The sequence below is a fragment of the Streptomyces sp. SCUT-3 genome (genome assembly GCF_014083985.1).
In the GTDB taxonomy this organism is placed as follows: domain Bacteria; phylum Actinomycetota; class Actinomycetes; order Streptomycetales; family Streptomycetaceae; genus Streptomyces_H; species Streptomyces_H thermolineatus.
The window spans coordinates 2,506,314-2,523,089 of sequence record NZ_CP046907.1 but is presented as its reverse complement, the minus strand read 5'-3'; the positions used below and the strand labels follow the sequence as shown (position 1 = coordinate 2,523,089).

At 73.9% G+C, this 16,776-nt stretch carries 20 protein-coding genes and 1 pseudogene; 16 read left to right on the top strand and 5 right to left on the bottom strand.

Going from position 1 to position 16,776, the window contains the following annotated elements; all coding sequences use genetic code 11:
- The first annotated feature begins 87 nt into the window (after window positions 1-87).
- The 6 genes from GQS52_RS11090 (at window position 88) to GQS52_RS11065 (ending at window position 4,451) form a co-directional block, all read left to right on the top strand.
- A complete protein-coding gene (locus tag GQS52_RS11090) occupies window positions 88-360 on the top strand; it encodes a MoaD/ThiS family protein (RefSeq protein WP_182313240.1) in 273 nt (90 codons plus the stop codon).
- Window positions 357-1,448 carry a hypothetical protein gene (locus GQS52_RS11085; protein WP_182313239.1) on the top strand — a complete coding sequence of 364 codons (1,092 nt, stop codon included), beginning with the start codon at window positions 357-359 and terminating at the stop codon, window positions 1,446-1,448. Before GQS52_RS11090 ends, GQS52_RS11085 begins: the two co-directional genes overlap by 4 nt.
- Window positions 1,449-1,516: 68 nt before the next feature.
- Window positions 1,517-2,185 carry a DUF2993 domain-containing protein gene (locus tag GQS52_RS11080; protein WP_259370707.1) on the top strand — a complete coding sequence of 223 codons (669 nt, stop codon included), beginning with the start codon at window positions 1,517-1,519 and terminating at the stop codon, window positions 2,183-2,185.
- A gap of 570 nt (window positions 2,186-2,755) precedes the next feature.
- Window positions 2,756-3,595 (top strand): sulfurtransferase, encoded by an 840-nt coding sequence (locus tag GQS52_RS11075; protein ID WP_182313237.1) that lies wholly within the window; start codon window positions 2,756-2,758, stop codon window positions 3,593-3,595.
- A gap of 42 nt (window positions 3,596-3,637) precedes the next feature.
- Entirely contained in the window at window positions 3,638-3,928 is a 291-nt protein-coding gene (locus GQS52_RS11070) for a DUF1416 domain-containing protein (RefSeq protein WP_182313236.1), read from the top strand.
- 148 nt (window positions 3,929-4,076) lie between these two features.
- Entirely contained in the window at window positions 4,077-4,451 is a 375-nt protein-coding gene (locus tag GQS52_RS11065) for a DUF3099 domain-containing protein (protein WP_259370706.1), read from the top strand.
- Between the two features lie 49 nt (window positions 4,452-4,500).
- On the opposite strand, the gene GQS52_RS11060 is transcribed toward GQS52_RS11065, so the two are convergent.
- Complete coding sequence (locus GQS52_RS11060; protein WP_182313235.1) at window positions 4,501-4,863, bottom strand: DsrE family protein; 363 nt, start codon at window positions 4,861-4,863, stop codon at window positions 4,501-4,503.
- 480 nt (window positions 4,864-5,343) lie between these two features.
- On the opposite strand from GQS52_RS11060, the gene GQS52_RS11055 reads away from it, so the two are divergent.
- From GQS52_RS11055 to GQS52_RS11030, 6 genes are all read left to right on the top strand, one after another.
- On the top strand, window positions 5,344-6,192 hold the full coding sequence (locus GQS52_RS11055) for a hypothetical protein (RefSeq protein ID WP_259370705.1): 849 nt from the start codon (window positions 5,344-5,346) through the stop codon (window positions 6,190-6,192).
- Window positions 6,189-7,052: a hypothetical protein gene (locus GQS52_RS11050; protein WP_182313234.1), complete on the top strand. Its 864-nt coding sequence runs from the start codon at window positions 6,189-6,191 to the stop codon at window positions 7,050-7,052. Before GQS52_RS11055 ends, GQS52_RS11050 begins: the two co-directional genes overlap by 4 nt.
- Window positions 7,049-7,981, top strand: a complete 933-nt coding sequence (locus GQS52_RS11045; protein WP_182313233.1) for a hypothetical protein — start codon at window positions 7,049-7,051, stop codon at window positions 7,979-7,981. The genes GQS52_RS11050 and GQS52_RS11045 overlap by 4 nt, the downstream gene beginning before the upstream one ends.
- A 222-nt stretch (window positions 7,982-8,203) precedes the next feature.
- Complete coding sequence (locus tag GQS52_RS11040; RefSeq protein ID WP_182313232.1) at window positions 8,204-8,767, top strand: FABP family protein; 564 nt, start codon at window positions 8,204-8,206, stop codon at window positions 8,765-8,767.
- A gap of 130 nt (window positions 8,768-8,897) precedes the next feature.
- On the top strand, window positions 8,898-9,332 hold the full coding sequence (locus GQS52_RS11035) for a Fur family transcriptional regulator (protein ID WP_259370704.1): 435 nt from the start codon (window positions 8,898-8,900) through the stop codon (window positions 9,330-9,332).
- A gap of 154 nt (window positions 9,333-9,486) precedes the next feature.
- Complete coding sequence (locus GQS52_RS11030) at window positions 9,487-10,458, top strand: folate-binding protein YgfZ (protein ID WP_182313230.1); 972 nt, start codon at window positions 9,487-9,489, stop codon at window positions 10,456-10,458.
- 36 nt (window positions 10,459-10,494) lie between these two features.
- Here GQS52_RS11030 and dtd read toward each other — a convergent pair whose 3' ends face one another.
- Window positions 10,495-10,920 carry a D-aminoacyl-tRNA deacylase gene (dtd, locus tag GQS52_RS11025; protein ID WP_182313229.1) on the bottom strand — a complete coding sequence of 142 codons (426 nt, stop codon included), beginning with the start codon at window positions 10,918-10,920 and terminating at the stop codon, window positions 10,495-10,497.
- 572 nt (window positions 10,921-11,492) lie between these two features.
- Here dtd and GQS52_RS11020 point away from each other — a divergent pair.
- The gene (locus GQS52_RS11020) at window positions 11,493-12,119 is read left to right on the top strand and encodes an ABC transporter substrate-binding protein (protein WP_259370703.1); all 627 of its coding nucleotides are present in this window, start codon (window positions 11,493-11,495) and stop codon (window positions 12,117-12,119) included.
- Window positions 12,120-12,135: 16 nt separating this feature from the next.
- Here the strand turns inward: GQS52_RS11020 and GQS52_RS11015 are convergent, their stop codons facing one another.
- From GQS52_RS11015 to GQS52_RS11005, 3 genes are all read right to left on the bottom strand, one after another.
- Window positions 12,136-12,549: a GNAT family N-acetyltransferase gene (locus GQS52_RS11015; RefSeq protein ID WP_182313227.1), complete on the bottom strand. Its 414-nt coding sequence runs from the start codon at window positions 12,547-12,549 to the stop codon at window positions 12,136-12,138.
- 145 nt (window positions 12,550-12,694) lie between these two features.
- Window positions 12,695-13,177: a GNAT family N-acetyltransferase gene (locus tag GQS52_RS11010; protein ID WP_182313226.1), complete on the bottom strand. Its 483-nt coding sequence runs from the start codon at window positions 13,175-13,177 to the stop codon at window positions 12,695-12,697.
- Between the two features lie 232 nt (window positions 13,178-13,409).
- Window positions 13,410-14,348, bottom strand: a complete 939-nt coding sequence (locus tag GQS52_RS11005) for a LysR family transcriptional regulator (RefSeq protein ID WP_182313225.1) — start codon at window positions 14,346-14,348, stop codon at window positions 13,410-13,412.
- Between the two features lie 177 nt (window positions 14,349-14,525).
- On the opposite strand from GQS52_RS11005, the gene GQS52_RS11000 reads away from it, so the two are divergent.
- The 3 genes and pseudogenes from GQS52_RS11000 to GQS52_RS10990 all read left to right on the top strand — a co-directional run bounded on the left by GQS52_RS11000 (window position 14,526) and on the right by GQS52_RS10990 (window position 16,720).
- Window positions 14,526-15,092, top strand: coding sequence for a DUF6817 domain-containing protein (locus GQS52_RS11000; RefSeq protein ID WP_182313224.1), 567 nt, complete (start codon window positions 14,526-14,528; stop codon window positions 15,090-15,092).
- Between the two features lie 204 nt (window positions 15,093-15,296).
- Window positions 15,297-15,653 (top strand): annotated as a pseudogene (locus GQS52_RS27695) (helix-turn-helix transcriptional regulator); the annotation flags it as partial.
- Between the two features lie 485 nt (window positions 15,654-16,138).
- Window positions 16,139-16,720 (top strand): hypothetical protein, encoded by a 582-nt coding sequence (locus tag GQS52_RS10990; RefSeq protein WP_182313222.1) that lies wholly within the window; start codon window positions 16,139-16,141, stop codon window positions 16,718-16,720.
- Window positions 16,721-16,776: the final 56 nt, after the last annotated feature.

Genomic DNA, 16,776 nt, shown 5'->3' with positions numbered 1-16,776 from the left:
ACCGAGAGCCGACGAGGCGCGAACCACACGGGCACAGGGCGGCCGGCCACCGGCCGCCGACCACCGGACCACCGGACGGGTGACGAGATGAGCACCACCGCACGGGGCGGCACCATCCGCTACTGGGCCGCGGCCAAGGCCGCGGCCGGCCTGGCCGAGGAGCCGTACCGCGCCGCCACACTGGCGGAGGCGCTGGACGGGGCGCGCCGCAGGCACGCCGGGCGGCCCGAGTTCGCGCGGGTGCTCGAACGCTCGTCGTTCCTGGTGAACGGCGACCCCGTCGGCACCCGTGACCACGCCACGGTGGAACTGCACGACGGCGACACCGTCGAGGTCCTGCCGCCCTTCGCAGGAGGATGACCACACCCATGTCCGGCCGGCACTCCGAGCCCCAGCCCCAGCCCCGGCAGGCCCAGTCCTGGCAGGCCCAGTCCTGGCAGGCCCAGTCCTGGCAGGCCCAGTCCTGGCAGCAGCCCCCGCACCCCGGCCCCGGCGCCGCCCCCGTGCAGGACCCCCGGGCGGAGGCCGTCGTACCCCACGACGGGTACGGCACCGTCCTCCACGGGCCGGGAGAGGTGCCGCGGCAGGCGGACGTCCCGGCCCCGCAGGGCCCCGGCCCGATGCCGGGCACCGGCTGCGCCCCCGCCGGCGTCCCTGCCGCCCCCGGCGCCCCGGACGCCCCTGCCGCCCCCGTCCGCACGGGGTCGCCGATCATCGCGCCCGGTCTCCTGCCGGCCCTGGTGACCACCGCCCTGTGCGCCCTGCTGGCCCTGGCCTCCCAGGTGTCGCAGATCCTCCTGGTCGTGCCGGTGGTCCTGCTGCAGGCCGTCACCGCCGCGGGCTGGTTCCGGCTCAACGGCATGTGGCCCGCCCGGCAGGGCATCGCCCTCGCATTCCTGGCCGGGCTGGCCGCCGACGCGGGGCTGCTGCTGCTCGGGGACGGCCCCGAGCGCGCCGCCGCCGTCCTCGTCGGCACCCTCGCGATCTGGATCGCCCCGGTCCTGGTCCTGCAGATGCGGCACCGCGGGGCTGCGGACGAGCGTCTCTACGCCCTCACGGTCACCGTCTCGGCCACGGTCGTCACGGTGCTGGCCGGTGCCCTGGCGGCGCCCTGGCCGTCGGGCCCGGCGGGGAGCGGCGAGGCCGTCCTCACCGCGGTGGCGGCCGTCGCCGCGGCCGTCGTCGTCCGCGGGCTCCCGCTGCCCGCGGCCGCCGCCGCGGTGCTCGCCGCCGCGGCCGCGGCGGGCAGCGGCGCGGCGCTGGACGGGGTGCGCGGGGCGGTGCTGGGACTGACCGCGGGCCTGTGCGCGCTGGCGGGGCTGCGGGTGGCCAGCTACGACTTCCCGTCCCGCTTCGTCCACTTCACCGCCGGTGTGTCCCTCCCCCTGGCCCTCGCGGCACCCGCCGTCCCGGTCGTGGCGGGCATGCTCGAACACTTCGGCGGTTAGGCTCGCTCACAGTCGTCGTCCATGGGGGTCCTGTGCGTGCCGTACGCAGACTGCTGATTGTTCTGGTCGTGTTCGGAGTGCTGCTGGTGGCGGCGGACCGGGCCGCGGTGGCGTTCGCCGAGACCGAGGTCGCCGAGCGCGCCCAGCGCTCCCAGGGGCTGTCCACGGCCCCGGACGTGGAGATCCACGGCTTCCCGTTCCTGACCCAGGTCGTGGGCAAGAACCTCGAGAAGGTGACGGCCGTCGTCGACGGGGCGGAGGCCGGCACCCAGGACGGCACGCTGCGCATCGAGCGGATCACCACCGAACTGCACGACGTCCGGCTGAAGGACAACTACTCGTCCGCCGTCGCGGCCACCGCGACCGGTACGGCGCTGATCTCCTACGCCGACCTCGGCGAGGCGGCCCCCGACGGCGTGTCCGTCGCCTACGGCGGCAAGGGCGACGACGGCGCGGGCCGGGTGAAGGTCACCCTCTCGCTGTCCGTGCTGGGCCGCAGCGTCGAGCACAGCCTGAACAGCCGGGTCTCCGTCCGGGACGGGAACACGTTCCGGCTGCGCGCGGAGGACATCCCCGTCGTGGACGGCGTGCCGGGCCTGGAGGGCATGGTGCGCGAACGGATCGACATGGACCGGAAGCTGGGAGGGCTGCCCGCCGGCATCACGATGGACGGCGTCAGGGCGACGGAGGACGGGATCGTGATCTCCCTGAAGGGCACGGACGTACGGCTCGCCTGACGCCTGACGCCTGACGCCTGACGCCTGACGCCTGACGCCTGACGCCGGGCCACCAGGGGTGCCGGGCCGCTCGGGGCCCGGCCGGCCCGGGGCCGCAGCGCCGCCGGAGACACCGCGCAGGCCTGTCCGACGGGTGAGACGAAAGTGTCCGTCGAACAGAAGCGCGTGGCCGGTCCGCGCCTCCCGCCGGGGGCTCCGGGGCCTCCCGGCGCACGATGCGTCCCGATAGATGGACGATTCCGTCTCACATCCCAAAACACCCATGACAGTGGGCCCGCGCTTCCCTACGATCAGTGCCATGAAGCGACAGGCGGACCTCACAAAGCGGCGGGCAGTTGACCTGTGTCGCGTGGCCGCCATGCTCTGTCTCACCGTTTGACGGGTCGGCACCGCCGGCATTCGACCGGCCTCCCTGCCGCAGGCGCACCACGGGCCGCTCCGCCCGCGTCCGCACCCGCACGCGTCCTTACCGAACCCCGCGCCGCGCACCGTCCGCACCCGGTCGAACCGGGAAGGACCGGGTACGCGGCATCGAGGCACATTCCGAGAACTGCCCCGGAGGAGAACAGCATGAGCCGCAGCGACGTCCTGGTCGACGCAGACTGGGTCCAGGACCACATCGACGACCCGAAGGTCGTCATCGTGGAGGTCGACGAGGACACCTCGGCCTACGAGAAGAACCACATCCGCAACGCCGTCCGCATCGACTGGCAGAAGGACCTCCAGGACCCGGTGCGCCGGGACTTCGTGGACCAGGAGGGCTTCGAGAAGCTGCTCTCCGCCAATGGCATCGCCAACGACCACACCGTCGTCCTCTACGGCGGCAACAACAACTGGTTCGCCTCGTACGCCTACTGGTACTTCAAGCTCTACGGCCACCAGGACGTGCGCCTGCTCGACGGCGGCCGCAAGAAGTGGGAGCTGGACGCCCGCGAGCTGGTCTCCGAGGTCCCCGAGCGCCCGGCCACCGAGTACAAGGCCCAGCCGCAGGACGCCTCCATCCGCGCCTTCCGCGACGACGTCCTCGAGGCGATCGGCACCAAGAACCTGGTCGACGTCCGCTCGCCCGACGAGTTCTCCGGCAAGCTGCTCGCCCCGGCCCACCTCCCGCAGGAGCAGTCGCAGCGCCCGGGCCACGTCCCGACCGCGCGCAACATCCCGTGGTCGAAGAACGCCAACGACGACGGCACCTTCAAGTCCGACGAGGAGCTCAAGGCCCTCTACGAGGCCGAGAAGGTGGACCTGTCCAAGGACACCGTCGCCTACTGCCGCATCGGCGAGCGCTCCGCGCTCACCTGGTTCGTCCTGCACGAGCTCCTCGGCGTCGAGAACGTCAAGAACTACGACGGCTCCTGGACCGAGTACGGCTCCCTCGTCGGCGTGCCGATCGAGCTCGGCGCCAACAGCTGACCCGTCCCCCGCTGCAAGGCTCGAGAGTTAAGGAAACCCGATATGTGTGGAGCGAAGGCCGGCGGCCCGGACCTGGCAGGCATCGACACCGCCAAGGAGACCATCATCCAGGGCTCGCTGACGCGTGACGGCGAGCCGGTCAACGGCTACGTGCGACTGCTGGACGGCACCGGCGAGTTCACCGCCGAGGTGCCCACCTCGGCGACCGGGCAGTTCCGCTTCTTCGCGGCCCCGGGCACCTGGACGCTGCGCGCCCTCGTGCCGGGCGCGACCGTCGACCGCGCCGTGGTGGCCCAGCAGGGCTCGGTGGCGGAGGTCGCCATCGCGGTCTGATCCAGGCCGCAACCGACGTGCGGAGGCCGCGTCCCGGGGTTGGACACCTTGCGGGGACGCGGCCTCCGTGCGTTCCGGCGCCCGTGCGCCCCGGTGTTCCCGGGCCCGGGCGCTCCGCGGACGGCCCCGCCCGCCGTACCGTGGAAGGGTGAGTACGCACCGCCCGGCCCCGCCGCCCGCGGGAGGCACCCCGCGGTCCCAGCCGCACCGCCGGCACCTCTACTTCGCCATGATGGGCACGTGCGTCGCCCTCTTCGTCCTGGCGTGGGGCGTGGTGCGCCTGTGGTCGGTGCCGCTCGCCGTGGCGATGTGCGTGGTGGCCATGGTCATCCCGCCGCTGGCGGCCGTCACCGCGAACCGGCGCGAACCCCAGGACCACTGGTGGGACGAGGACGAGGACGCGGACGGGGGCGGGAAGAGCGAGGGCCAGGAGAGCAGGGACGGGAAGAACTGGGACGAGGAGCACTGGGACGAGGCCGACTGGCGCTGGCACGAGGAGGACCTGCGCGGGAACGACCGGTGACCGCGGACGGCTCCGGCGGACCCGGGCGCCGGAGGCCCGGACGTCGGTGTCAGTAGACGAGAGCCTGCGCCCCGTCGGCCACGGCCTCGCCGACGAACACCTGGGCGCCGGCGATCCGCACGCCCTCGATCACGTCCTTCGAGGTGATCTCCCGGCGCGCCGCGCACTGCGTGCACAGGGTGACCGAGCCCCCGACCAGCACGGACTCCAGCAGATCGGGCAGCGGCGCGGAGTGCGGCAGGTCGAACTCGGCCGCGCGGCCGGGCAGGGCGAACCACGAGGACTCGCCGGTCAGCCACAGCGAGACCTCGACCCCGCTGGCCACGGCCACCGCCGCCACCGTGAACGCCTGCGAGCAGCGCTCGGGAGCGTCGGCCCCCGCCGTCAACTTGATCACCAGCTTCTTCGCCACGTGCCCACTGTAGACGCCGCCCCCGGCGGGCACCGGTCCGGTCGGCGCGCGTCGGCACCATCCGGACCGGCACGTCATGTCTCAGTCAAAATTGCGTGAATGCTTGACGGCTTCCCGGCATAATGCCGTCCCACGTGATCACCGGGCGCTCCGAGCACCGTGATCCAGAGCTGGGGGCTTCGTGGCTGCACCGTCCGACGATCCTTCCGCCGCGCCCGGGAACGGGCCGGATCCGCGCGGACCGCGGACCCGGAGACGCGGAAGGACCGCGGCACCGGCCGCCGTGGGCCTGCCGGCCCCCGCCGGACCTCCGGCCGTCCTCCACCGGGGCGACGCCCACGTCGCCCCGACCGTCACGGGTGGGGAGAAGCCCGACCGCAAGCCGCCCCGCCCGCTCCCCGACGACCGGTACGAGCGCCCGCGCACCGTTCGCCGACCGGCCGTCGGCCTCTTCCCGCCCCTTCCTTGGAGATCTCCCTCTTGTCCCAGGACCCTCCTGTCCCCAGAACACCCGAACGAGCCTCCTCACCGGCCGAGGAGGCGCCCCGTCAGGAGACCGGGGCTGCCCCGGCCGGCACTTCGGACGCGGCACCCGCGCCGGAGCCGGCGCGCCGCCGGGGCCGTACCGCCGTCCTGATCGCCTCCGCCGCAGCCCTCGGCGTCCTCGCCGGTGCCGCCACCGGCTACGGCATCCAGTGGCAGCGTCCGCCCACTCCGCTCCCGCCCCTGGCCGGCGAGGCCCTGAAGTACCCGAAGAAACCCGCCGCGAGCACGAAGCCGCTCAGCGCCGACGAGGACCATCTCGTCGTCACCGACGGCGACCTGCGGAAGCTGCTCCTGCCGAAGCCCGGAGGGGCCGAGGTGGACGAGCGGACCGGCGAGCGCGTCTGGAAGTCGGCGGCGGAGTACGCCGACGGATTCCGCAGTCCCGCCTGGATGTTCACCGAGGTCCTCGACAAGAACCTGCGCCGCGTCGCCCACAGCGCGTGGACGGAGAAGGGCGACGGGATGTGGGTGAACATCGACCTGGTCCAGTTCCGCGAGACGGACAACGGCATGAGCGCCCGTATGCACTTCGGGGCGCAGAAGAGGTACATGCCGCAGGAGGAGCATGCCGGCAACGTGGGCACGGCCCTCCCCGGGACCTTCGACGGCAGGGTGTTCTTCCGCGACGCGCCGGTGATCGAGCCGGGCTACCTCCCGCGCTACGAGGCGCGGGCCCTCGCCCGGCGGGGGGACATCGTGATGGACATCGTGTTCAACGGCACGAAACCGATCGACAGGAAAGCCGCGATGGACATCGCCGCACGCCAGCTGGAGCGGCTGTGAACGACGACAGCACGCAGTCCGGTGACGTGGCCACCCCCGAGGAGGTGGCCGCGCAGGACGACGCGACGGCGGACTCGAAGTCCCCGCAACCGCCGGGCGCGCCCGGTCCCGCGCCCGCGCCCGGCTCCCGCCGGGGCCGCCGGACGGTCCTCGGCGTCGTCGCCGCGCTGGTGGCGGTGGCCGCCGCCGTCGGTGTCGGACGCGTGGCCCTGGAGCAGCGGGAGAGCGGCACGCCCGTGGCGGAGAAGCCGTGGGCCGCGCCCGCCCCCGAGGCGTCGGCCGAGTACGGGGCCGAACGCGGCGGCAGCCACTACGGGCCGCTGGGCAAGCTGCTCCTGCCGCTGCCGGACGGGTACGAGGAAGGCCCCGACGTCGGCGTCTGGGGGAACGACGTGGAGCTGACCGGCAAGGAGGCCCGCGAGATGGCGGGCCGGGCGTACGAGGGGCTCCCCGCGAAAGAGCGCAAGGCCGCGCTGAAGGCCGTGGAGGCGCTGAAGGTCAAGGGCGTGGGGGCGAGGACCTTCCAGGACCGGTACGACCACGACCTCCTCGTCGAGATGCAGCTCGTGCAGATGCGCAAGAGCGGGGCGAAGTCCCTCACCGCCTTCCGGACGGAGCTGCTCGAAGAGCTCGGCGTCTTCCGGAACGGCCCCCGGATCAAGGGCTTCGACGAGGCCCGCTGCTTCCTGCCCCCCAAGGAGAAAGGACAGGAACTCGACCTGATGATCTGCTTCGCGCACGACGGCGACCTCATGGTCACCATGACGGCCGAGGGCACGTCCCCGCTGAAGACGAAGGACGCCGCGGACCTGCTGCGCCGACAGCTCGAGCGGATCGCCACCCCCGGGGAGGTCGTGTGACCGGGAACCGCACCGCCCCGGAGGACCGGACCGCCCCGGAGGACCGGACCGCCCCGCACGCGGCTTCCGCAGCCGGTCCCGCCACGGCTCCCGCCGCCGGACCCGCCGCGGAGGCCTCCGCCTCGGAGCCGGCCCCGGAGCCCACCGTGCCCGACGGCGGTCCCGCACGCCCGCCCCGCCGGACGCGTGCCGTGGCGCGCTGGGTGTCGGCCCTCCTCGTCCTGGCGGTGTCCGCCGCGGCCACGGCGTACGCCGTCACGGTCCCGGAACGGACCGAACTGCCCGGCCTGAAGACGCCGCACGACGGCCGCTGGGCCTATCCGGCGCTGAAACTGCCCGCGCTCCCCTCCGGCTCGCCGCCCCCGCACGCCGAGGACAACCCCACCGGGCGCCACCACGCCGACCTGCGCGACCTGCTGGTCCCGCTCCCCCGGAAGGCGGTGGAGGACGACGCCGCCCCCGTCCGCGACGGCTGGGTGAGGGCCGAGGACTACGCCGCCCTGTGGACCGGCGAGAAGGGGGTGCGGGTACGGCTGGCGGAGGAGGGACTGCGGCACATCGCGGGCCGCGCCTGGTCCATGCCGGACGGGACCCGGGTGCAGGTCTTCCTCCTGCAGTTCCCCACCGCGGCGACGGCCGCCGTCTACCGGACGGAGTCGGCGCCCAGGCTTCCCGCCTCGGCCGACAGCGTCGTGGACGACGCCGCCACCCTGGACGAGGAAGGGCGGCCCGAGGGCGTCTACGTCGTCTCCCGCAGCGAGGAGAAGCCGAAGAAGGGCGGGACCGCCCTGAGGTATGCGTACATCTCCTCCGGGGACACCCTGGGCGTGGTGATGTTCACCGCGGAAAGGGACGGAGCCGGGGCCGGAGAGGTCCCGGACACCGCCTACCGGCAGACCGTGGCCCTGCAGGCCCGGATGCTCGGCTGAACACCGCCCCGCCCGGGGACGGCCCGCCCTTGCGGGGGTGCCTCCCCGGGCGGGGGCGGGACGACTAGACTGGGCCGAAGGTCCGAAAACCGTCATCCTCCCCGAGGAGCACGACCGTGCTTGAGTACTTCTTCACCTCCCTTCTCGTCCTGGTGGGCCTGGCCGTGCTCGGCTTCGTCGCCCTGTCCGTGAAGAAGCTCTACCAGGGCCAGCGCTGACACCATGATCGAGATCCCGTCCGACCTGCACCCCGAGCTCGTCCCCCTGGCCTTCCTGCTGGGCAACTGGGAGGGTGCGGGCGTCTCCGACTTCCCCGGTGCCGAGGGGTGCAACTTCGGCCAGGAGGTCACGTTCACCCACGACGGCCGTCCGTTCCTGGAGTACACCTCGCGCACCTGGGTGCTCGACGGCGAGGGCCGCAAGGTCCGCCCGCTGGAGAACGAGAGCGGCTACTGGCGCATCGGCTCCGACCGCAAGGTCGAGATCGTGATGTCCCGCGACGCGGGCGTCGTCGAGCTGTGGTACGGCGAACTCGCCGACAAGAAGCCGCAGATCGACCTGGTCACCGACGCGGTCGCCCGCACCGGCAGCGCCGCCCCGTACTCCGGCGGCAAGCGGCTGTACGGCTACGTCAACGGCGACCTGATGTGGGTGGGTGAGAAGGCCACTCCCGAGGTCGAGCTGCGCCCCTACATGTCCGCGCACCTGAAGAAGGTCGTGGACCCGTCCCAGTGGGCCAAGGACATCAAGGACCTGCCCGACGACGGCATCGCGTTCTTCAAGTAGGCGGCCCCGCGGCCGCGGTTCCGCGGCCGGCCCGCCCGCCGGGCCGCCGTTCCGCCTTCGGCTTTCCGTGCGCACGGGGTGTCGCGGTTCTGCCGCGGCGCCCCGCACCGTCCCTACAATGGCCGGTGTGGTGAGCACCGAGAGGCAGCACGAGGCAGACTGGGTCGCCGAGCTCCGCAAGCGCGGGTACCGGCTCACTCCCCAGCGGCAGTTGGTGCTCGAAGCCGTGGACTCCCTCGAGCACGCCACTCCCGACGAGATCCTCACCCAGGTCCGCCGGACCGCGGGCGGGGTGAACATCTCCACCGTCTACCGCACGCTGGAACTCCTCGAGGAGCTCGGGCTGGTCAGCCACGCGCACCTCGGCCACGGCGCCCCCACCTACCACCTGGCCGACCGGCACCACCACATCCACCTGGTGTGCCGGGACTGCGACTCGGTGATCGAGACGGACGTCTCCGTCGCCGAGCCCCTGATCACCCGGCTGAAGCAGGAGTTCGGCTTCGAGACCGACATGAAGCACTTCGCGATCTTCGGCCGCTGCCGCAACTGCTCCGCCGACTGACCGCCCCTCGCCCCGCCTTCCGCCCGGACCGCCCGCCGCCCCGCCTTCCGCCCGGACCGCCTTCCGCCCGTCCCATCCGCTGCCCGGGCCGCCCGCTGCCGGGACCGCCCGCCGGGCGACCGGCGTCCGGCGGGCGGGCCGTAGGCTGGACGCCATGAAGAGCCCCCTGCTGTCGCTCCCCGGCGCCGTACCCGCCGAAGGCCCCGACGAGGGCGTGGCCGCCCACTACGGCGACCCCTTCCGCGAGCAGCGCGCGCTGGCCGCGGGCACCGGATTCGTCGACCTCTCCCACCGCGGCGTCGTCACCGTCACCGGCGAGGACCGCCTGGGCTGGCTGCACCTGCTGCTCACCCAGCACGTCAGCGAGTTGCCGGCGGGACAGGCCACCGAGGCGCTGATCCTCTCCCCGCACGGCCACATCGAGCACGCGCTCTACCTAGTGGACGACGGAACGACCACCTGGATCCACGTGGAGCCCGGGACGCAGGGCGGGCTGCTCGCCTACCTGGAGAGCATGAAGTTCTTCTACCGGGTCGAGACCGCCGACGTCACGGACCGCTACGCCGTCGTCCACCTGCCCGCGGGCAGCATCGCCGAGGTCCCCGGGGGGACGGTGGTGCGCGAGACCGCCCACGGCCGCGACCTGTTCCTGCCCCGCGAGGAACTGGAGGCGTTCGCCGCCGCTGCCTCCCACGGCCCGCCCGCCGGGACGCTGGCGCTGGAGGCGCTGCGCATCGAGGCCCACCGCCCCCGGTTCGGTCTCGAGACCGACCACCGCACCATCCCGCACGAACTGGGCTGGCTCGACAGCGCCGTCCACCTGAACAAGGGCTGCTACCGCGGCCAGGAGACCGTGGCCCGGGTGCACAACCTCGGGCGCCCCCCGCGCCGCCTGGTCTTCCTGCACCTGGACGGCAGCGAGGTCTCCCTCCCCGGGCACGGCGCGCCGGTGCGGCTGGCCAAGGACGGGCCGGAGGGGCGGCAGGTCGGCTTCGTCGGCTCGTCGGCCCGGCACTTCGAGCTGGGGCCGATCGCCCTGGCCGTCGTCAAGCGGAACGTGCCCGTGGACGAGGTGCTGCTCGCCGACACCGTGGCGGCGGGCCAGGAGGTCGTCGTCGAGCCGTAGGCGGCGCCGTGCGGGCCCTGCCGCCGGCCCCGCGCGTCAGATGTCCAGCACCACGGTGAACGGGCCGTCGTTGGTCAGCGACACCTTCATGTCCGCGCCGAACCGGCCCGTCTCCACGTGTGCGCCCAGCTCCCGCAGCCGGGCGCACACCTCGTCGACCAGCGGCTCGGCGACCGGTCCGGGCGCGGCGGCGTTCCAGGTGGGGCGGCGGCCCTTGCGGGCGTCCCCGTAGAGGGTGAACTGGCTGATCACCAGCAGCGGGGCGCCCAGGTCGGAGCAGGACTTCTCGCCGGGTAGGATTCGCAGGCTCCACAGCTTGCGGGCCAGCTGCGCGGCCTTCTCGGGGGTGTCGTCGTGGGTGACCCCGACGAGGACGCACAGGCCGGGGCCGATGATCGACCCCACCGTCACGCCGTCGACGTCCACCTTCGCCTCGGTCACCACCTGGGCCACTGCTCGCATGCGGGCCATTGTCCCATCCGCCGCCCGGCCAGCGGCCCGGGCGCTCCGGCAGCCGGGGCGGCCTCCGGCCGTCCGAAACCGGCCCCCGGCCGCCCCGAGCGGCCCCCGGAAGTCCCCGGCCCCCGGAAGTCCCCGGCGCGAGGAAGTCCCCGGCGCGGGGAGGCCCCCGGAACGGGCGGGCGCGGGCCGCGGGAGGGGGCGCAGGGCCAGGGCGCGCGCCGGGGAGCGTGCGCCGAGTGGGGTGGCGTGCCCCGAAGGCGCCGGGGCCGTTCGGGTGCAGAGCCGGTGCGCGGCATCGCCGCAGGATGGCACGATTCTCGGCACGGCCGGTTTCCCGGAGTCCCGGCACTCCTGCGTCCCGGCCTCCCCGCATCCCGCGCCGCGCCGCCCGGGCCGTCCCGGCCCCCGAGGAGCCGCGCCGCCGGAGTGCAGCCGCCGTACGAGGGGGACGAGGAATGAGCACAGACGCCACCGGACAGACATCCGGTACCGAACCGGCGGACCGGACGGGCGCGCTCCGCGCCGACACAGGACCTGCCGGTACCCACACAGCCCGCACCGAGGACGGCCACATGCTGCAGGCGGACGCACTCCACCCCAGGACCCCCGGGCCGCGCGCACCCCTCGCCGGGGACACCGCGGCCGAACGCGACCTCGCCGCACTCGACCTCCCGGCCCTGCGCGAACTGCGCGGCCGGGCCCAGCAGGACGAGGCCGACCTGTCCTACCTGCGGCGGCTGCTGCAGGGCCGGATCGACATCCTGCGGGCGGAGGTGGACAGGCGCCGCACCCCCGTGGTGCCGGCGGCACCCTCGGGCGCGTCCGGCCGTCCGCCCCTCACCGGGCCCACCGTCTCGGCCTCCTCGCCGCTGCTGGACCGGCTGCCGCAGATCCTCGCGGACGAGCCGTCCCGGGTGCGCTCCTCCGCCCGCCACGTCACCCTGGGCACGCCGCGCGGCGAGGAGTACCGGAAGCTGGCCGAGCAGATGCTCTCCGAGGTCGAGCTGTCCGACCTCGACGCCCGTACCGACGACGAACTGCACGAGGCGATGGGCCGGCTGGTCCGCCACGAGCAGGAGGTCTCCCGCCGCCGCCAGCGGCTGCAGCGCACGGCGGACGGCTGCAACACCGAGATCGCCCGCCGCTACCGCGACGGCGAGGCGCGGGTGGACGACCTGCTCTCCGGCCCCGACGCCTGAGCCGCCGCGGGCCCGTTCACTGCTCGCCCAGGACCATCCACATCGAGGGGTCCTCCAGCGGCGCGAACCCCACCTTCGCGTAGACGCCGTGGGCGTCGGCCGTGGCCAGGGTGACGCGGCGCAGCCCCATCGGCAGCAGGTGGTCGCGGACCGCCTCGACCAGGCGGGTGCCCAGCCCGAGACCGCGGGCCGGGCGGGCGACGTAGACGTCGCACAGCCAGGCGAAGGTCGCCCGGTCGGTGACCACCCGGGCGTAGGCGACCTGTTCCCCGGTGGCCGGGTCGTAGGCCCCGAAGTTGAGGGAGCCCTCGGCGGCGCGGCGCACCTTCTCCAAGGGGCGGCCGATCGCCCAGTAGGCGTCCGTGGACAGCCACTGGTGGACGCGCGGCAGGTCGAGCCGCGCCGGGTCGGTGGAGATCTCGTACTGCATGCGGCGAGACTGGCAGCCGGGACCGGCACCTGTCGAACAGGAATCCACGCACCGGCCCGCCCGTGCGCCCCGGCACGCCCCGGCGACCCGTGGTCCTTGCGGTCCTGCGGCCCCGCGGCTCCGCAGCCGGACGCACCCGCCCGAGTCAGCCGCCGAGCCGGCGCGCGTGGGCCATGAGCACGAGGTCGGAACGGCTGCCGTCGGGTTCGGGCACCGCTGCGAGGAGCGTCCCCTCGGCCACGAACCCCTCGGAGCGGTACAGGGCGAGGGCGCGGGTGTTGCGGGCCTTCACGTCCAGCCGGACCCGGCGCGCGCCGAGCCGTTCGTAGGCGTGCGCCACCACGCCGCGCAGCAGGGCCCGCCCGTGGCCGGTGCCGCGCCGTCCGGCGGAGACGACGATCCTGCGGATCTCCAGCAGCCCTTCCCCCTCGCGCACGCCGGACAGGACCGCGAAGCCCACCGGGGCCCCCTCGACCTCACCGGTCAGGTGCTCCTGGTCCGGGTCGGCCAGCGCCTGCTCGTGCCAGGCGCGTCCGGTCTCCCCGAGCCAGCGCGAGGTGTCCGGGGCGCTCTCCAGCGACACGAGCGCGTCGAGATCGGCGGACGAGGTGACCCGTAGAAGCACCATGGGGACTCAGGGTAGTCAGCGGTGGCAGGCCGCGGAAAGAGGCCACTCGGCCATCCCGGCACTCCGCCCCGCCAGTGCCTCGCCCGTGTCTTGCCGGGGCACCGGGCGCGCGTCGGGTGCCCTGTCCCGGTCGACGTGGGCTGCGGACGCCCCGCGGACCTGCTCCGTTCCGTGCTTCCCGTCGCGAGGGCCCTGCACCGAGCCTGCCGGTCAGTGCCGGTCGGGTGGGTGGTCAGTGCCGGTCGGGCGGGCATGCCTGCCGGCGGTGTGCATCCGCACCCTTCTCCGCGCAACTGTCTGCGACGGTGTCGGCGAAGATCCGGGCGATCGGGGCAAGCGCGTCCCAGCGGCGTACGGCCCAACCGACCGGGAGGGGCGGCAGGTCGGGGATGGGGACAAGGCGGAGGGGGCCGTCGTCGCCGGGTACCGGCCGGCCGGGAAGAGCGGGAACGACGGCGTGGCCGAGGCCGAGTTCGGCCAGCAGGACGGCGGTGTCCCAGTCGGCCACACTGGTGTCGGAGCTGCTGCGGACGCCGAGTTCCGTGAGGGCGGCATCGAGGCGGGTGCCCGAGGCGGAGTTCTGCGGCAGCCGGATGAGGCTGATGCCGGCGAGGTCGGCCGCGCCGATGCGGGTCCGGCCTGCGAGCGGATCGTCGGCGTGGACGGCCAGCACCCAGGGCAGATCGAGGACGGCGCGCTGTTCGATGCCGCGTACCGGGCTGCCGATGGTGACCCAGGCGAGGTCCAGGTTGCCGGCCATGAGGGCGTCGAAGCAGCTCCGGCCGGAGGTCTCCGTCTGGAACTCCAGGTTCACCTTCGGGTAGCGCTGCCGGAAAGTGACGACGGCCTCGGACATGAAGTGCCGGACGGTCGTTCCGCCCGTGGTCACGCGCACGGAACCGCTGTTGCCGTCGGCCAGGTCCTTGATGCGCCGCAGGGCCAGGTCCAGACCGGCGATGCCGTCGGCGGCAGCGTCCCGCAGGACACGCCCCGCGTGGGTGGGCACGACCCCTCGTGCCTGGCGCTCCAGGAGACTCACCCCGGTCTCCCGTTCCAGCCGTTTCACGTGCTGGCTGACCGCGGACTGTGTGCAGGCCAGCTCCCGGGCGACGGCACTGAGGCTGCCGGCCCGGCAGACGGCCACGAAAACGCGGAGGTCGTCCAAAGTCATGTCCCCAAGCTACAGCTTGGGGATTTCAACAAATCCATAGGATTGACTGGGGTTTCTGCCACCCGCGATGATCGGCGCAGGGCCCTGGGCGGCAACCCGTCCGGTGCTTTCGCGGCGTCCGGACTCCGCGAAAGCAGCGGACGGGTGCCGACCCGAGCAACGGAAGGATCCCGCCTCGTGCCTGCTCCTCCTCCTGCCACCGGCCGGGCCGTCGCGCTCCTGCGCGACCTCGGTGCCGCGGACACCGCCCACCCGGGCGGTGCCCTTCTCGTGCACCTCCAGCGTGTCCGGGAGCAGCTCGCCGCATGGGGCGCCCGCCCCGCCCTCCAGCTTGCGGGCCTGTGCCACGCGTCCTACGGCACCGACGGCTTCCCCGTCGCCCTGCTGTCCCCGGACCGTCGCACCGAACTCGCAGCAGTGATCGGCGCGGAGGCCGAAGCGATCGTGTACCTCTACGCCTCGTGCGACCGGAAGGCCACCTACCCGAAGCTCGCGGACGCCGATGCGGCCTTCCGCGACCGGTTCACCGGACGCGATCGTGTCCCCGAGCCGCGGCTGCGCCGCGACTTCGTCGAACTGACCGCAGCCAACGAGCTCGATCTCGCCCGCGTCGACCCGTCCTTTTGGGAGGAGTGGGGAGCTGAACTCCTCGCCCTGTTCACCCGTGTCCGTCCGCTGCTGAGCGAGCCGGCCCGGTCCGCCTGCCGCGCCGTTCTCGCCCCGGAGCCCCGCCCGCAGGGCTGAAGCAGACGCAAGGAGCCGTCGCCCTCCCGCGGGAGTCGTGCCGCCGCGGAGAACGGGCCACCGCCGGCGGCATCGGAGCAGACGAACCCGGGAGCAGGACGCATGCGTCGGGCGGGAGACGACCGGGGGTCCGGTGCGGCTCCGCGGGATACTTTTGCAAGCGGGTGCTTGCAAAAGTTAGCAAGGTGGGCCACCATCGTGAGTATGGCTTCACTGAATGTCGGCAATGTCGGTGAGTACCTGCGGGAGCAGCGGCGCAACGCGCAGTTGAGCCTGCGGCAGCTCGCCGACGCGGCCGGAGTGTCCAACCCCTACCTCAGCCAGATCGAGCGGGGGCTGCGCAAGCCCAGCGCCGAGATCCTCCAGCAGCTCGCCAAGGCGCTGCGGATATCCGCGGAGACGCTCTACGTGCAGGCCGGGATCCTCGACGAGCGGGACCGGCAGGGGGAGGGCGTGCGGCAGGCCGTCATGGGCGACCCCGTGCTCAACGAGCGGCAGAAGCAGGTCCTCCTGCAGATCTACGAGTCGTTCCGCAAGGAGAACGGCGGCCCGGGGGAGGGGGCCGCCACGGCGCCCGGCCCGGCTCCCGCCGCTACCGGCGGCACGGAGGGCGGTACGGCGGACGGCGGCGCGGCGGAAGGCGGTGCCGCGGACGACGGCGCTGCTGCCCCCAAGGCGGTGCGCAGGCGCTCGCCCAGGGCGGCCCGGCAGCCCGGCGACGGCCGTTCGGGTGAGCGGACCACCGCCAAGAAGGCGGCGAAGAAGGCGGCCAGGGGCGTGGCGAAGAGCGCCGCGGCCAAGGTGGCGGGCACCGTTGCGGGCCGGAGCGCACGGACCGGGCGGCAGCTCGAGGCCGTGCCGGACGTGCCGGACGTGCGGACGGCGCCGGCCGCGTCCGGCGACCCGGCGGACGGCGGTGACGGCACCGCCGCCACCGCGTGATCGCCCGGACCACGGGCAGACGCGCGAACAGCAGTGACGACTACACACGGAGGCGCGGGGCCGAACCGCCGCGCGCTCCCCCGCACAGGAGGTGCGAACCCCACATGGCCATCACCGATGACCTGCGCAAGACCCTGACCGACCCGACCCCCCTCTACGCCGTGGCCGGCACCGCCGACCTGGCGGCGGCCAAGCTGCGCGAGGTCCCGGAGCTGATCGAGAAGCTGCGCGCCGAGGCGCCGGAGCGACTGGCCGCCGTGCGCGAGCAGGTCGACGCCCGGCTCGACCAGGAGCGGGTGCGCAAGCAGGCCAAGGAGGCGCAGGCGAAGATCTCCTCGGCCGTCTCCTCCTTCGAGATCGACGGCAAGAAGGTGCGCGAGGTGCGCGACACCGCCCAGGACTTCGTCCTGCAGCAGGTCGGCCGCGCAGCCGAGTACGCGGTCAAGGCCCGCGAGACCTACGACGAGCTGGCCGTCCGCGGCCGGGACGTGGTGCGGACCTGGCGCGGTGAGGCAGCCGACGGGATCGAGGAGGTCGCCGCGGCCGTCGAGGGCGGCTCCACCGTCTCCACCGGCTCGGACGGCTCCACGGTGAAGGCCTCCGCCCCGAAGAAGCCGGCGGCCCGCAAAACCACCGCGGCCAAGAAGCCCGCCCCGGCGGCCGGGGACGGGGACCTGGCCCGATAAGCCCCGAGGGGCGCGGTACGGCGGCAGTTCGGCGGGCCGGGCACGCATCGGGTGCC

What these genes read in the sequence shown, in the direction of transcription:
- GQS52_RS11090 (WP_182313240.1), top strand. Translation starts at nt 88, where the DNA reads ATGAGCACCACCGCACGGGGCGGCACCATCCGCTACTGGGCCGCGGCC.
- GQS52_RS11085 (WP_182313239.1), top strand. Translation starts at nt 357, where the DNA reads ATGACCACACCCATGTCCGGCCGGCACTCCGAGCCCCAGCCCCAGCCC.
- GQS52_RS11075 (WP_182313237.1), top strand. Translation starts at nt 2,756, where the DNA reads ATGAGCCGCAGCGACGTCCTGGTCGACGCAGACTGGGTCCAGGACCAC.
- GQS52_RS11070 (WP_182313236.1), top strand. Translation starts at nt 3,638, where the DNA reads ATGTGTGGAGCGAAGGCCGGCGGCCCGGACCTGGCAGGCATCGACACC.
- GQS52_RS11040 (WP_182313232.1), top strand. Translation starts at nt 8,204, where the DNA reads ATGATCGAGATCCCGTCCGACCTGCACCCCGAGCTCGTCCCCCTGGCC.
- GQS52_RS11030 (WP_182313230.1), top strand. Translation starts at nt 9,487, where the DNA reads ATGAAGAGCCCCCTGCTGTCGCTCCCCGGCGCCGTACCCGCCGAAGGC.
- dtd (WP_182313229.1), bottom strand. Translation starts at nt 10,920, where the DNA reads ATGCGAGCAGTGGCCCAGGTGGTGACCGAGGCGAAGGTGGACGTCGAC.
- GQS52_RS11020 (WP_259370703.1), top strand. Translation starts at nt 11,493, where the DNA reads ATGCTGCAGGCGGACGCACTCCACCCCAGGACCCCCGGGCCGCGCGCA.
- GQS52_RS11015 (WP_182313227.1), bottom strand. Translation starts at nt 12,549, where the DNA reads ATGCAGTACGAGATCTCCACCGACCCGGCGCGGCTCGACCTGCCGCGC.
- GQS52_RS11010 (WP_182313226.1), bottom strand. Translation starts at nt 13,177, where the DNA reads ATGGTGCTTCTACGGGTCACCTCGTCCGCCGATCTCGACGCGCTCGTG.
- GQS52_RS11005 (WP_182313225.1), bottom strand. Translation starts at nt 14,348, where the DNA reads ATGACTTTGGACGACCTCCGCGTTTTCGTGGCCGTCTGCCGGGCCGGC.
- GQS52_RS10990 (WP_182313222.1), top strand. Translation starts at nt 16,139, where the DNA reads ATGGCCATCACCGATGACCTGCGCAAGACCCTGACCGACCCGACCCCC.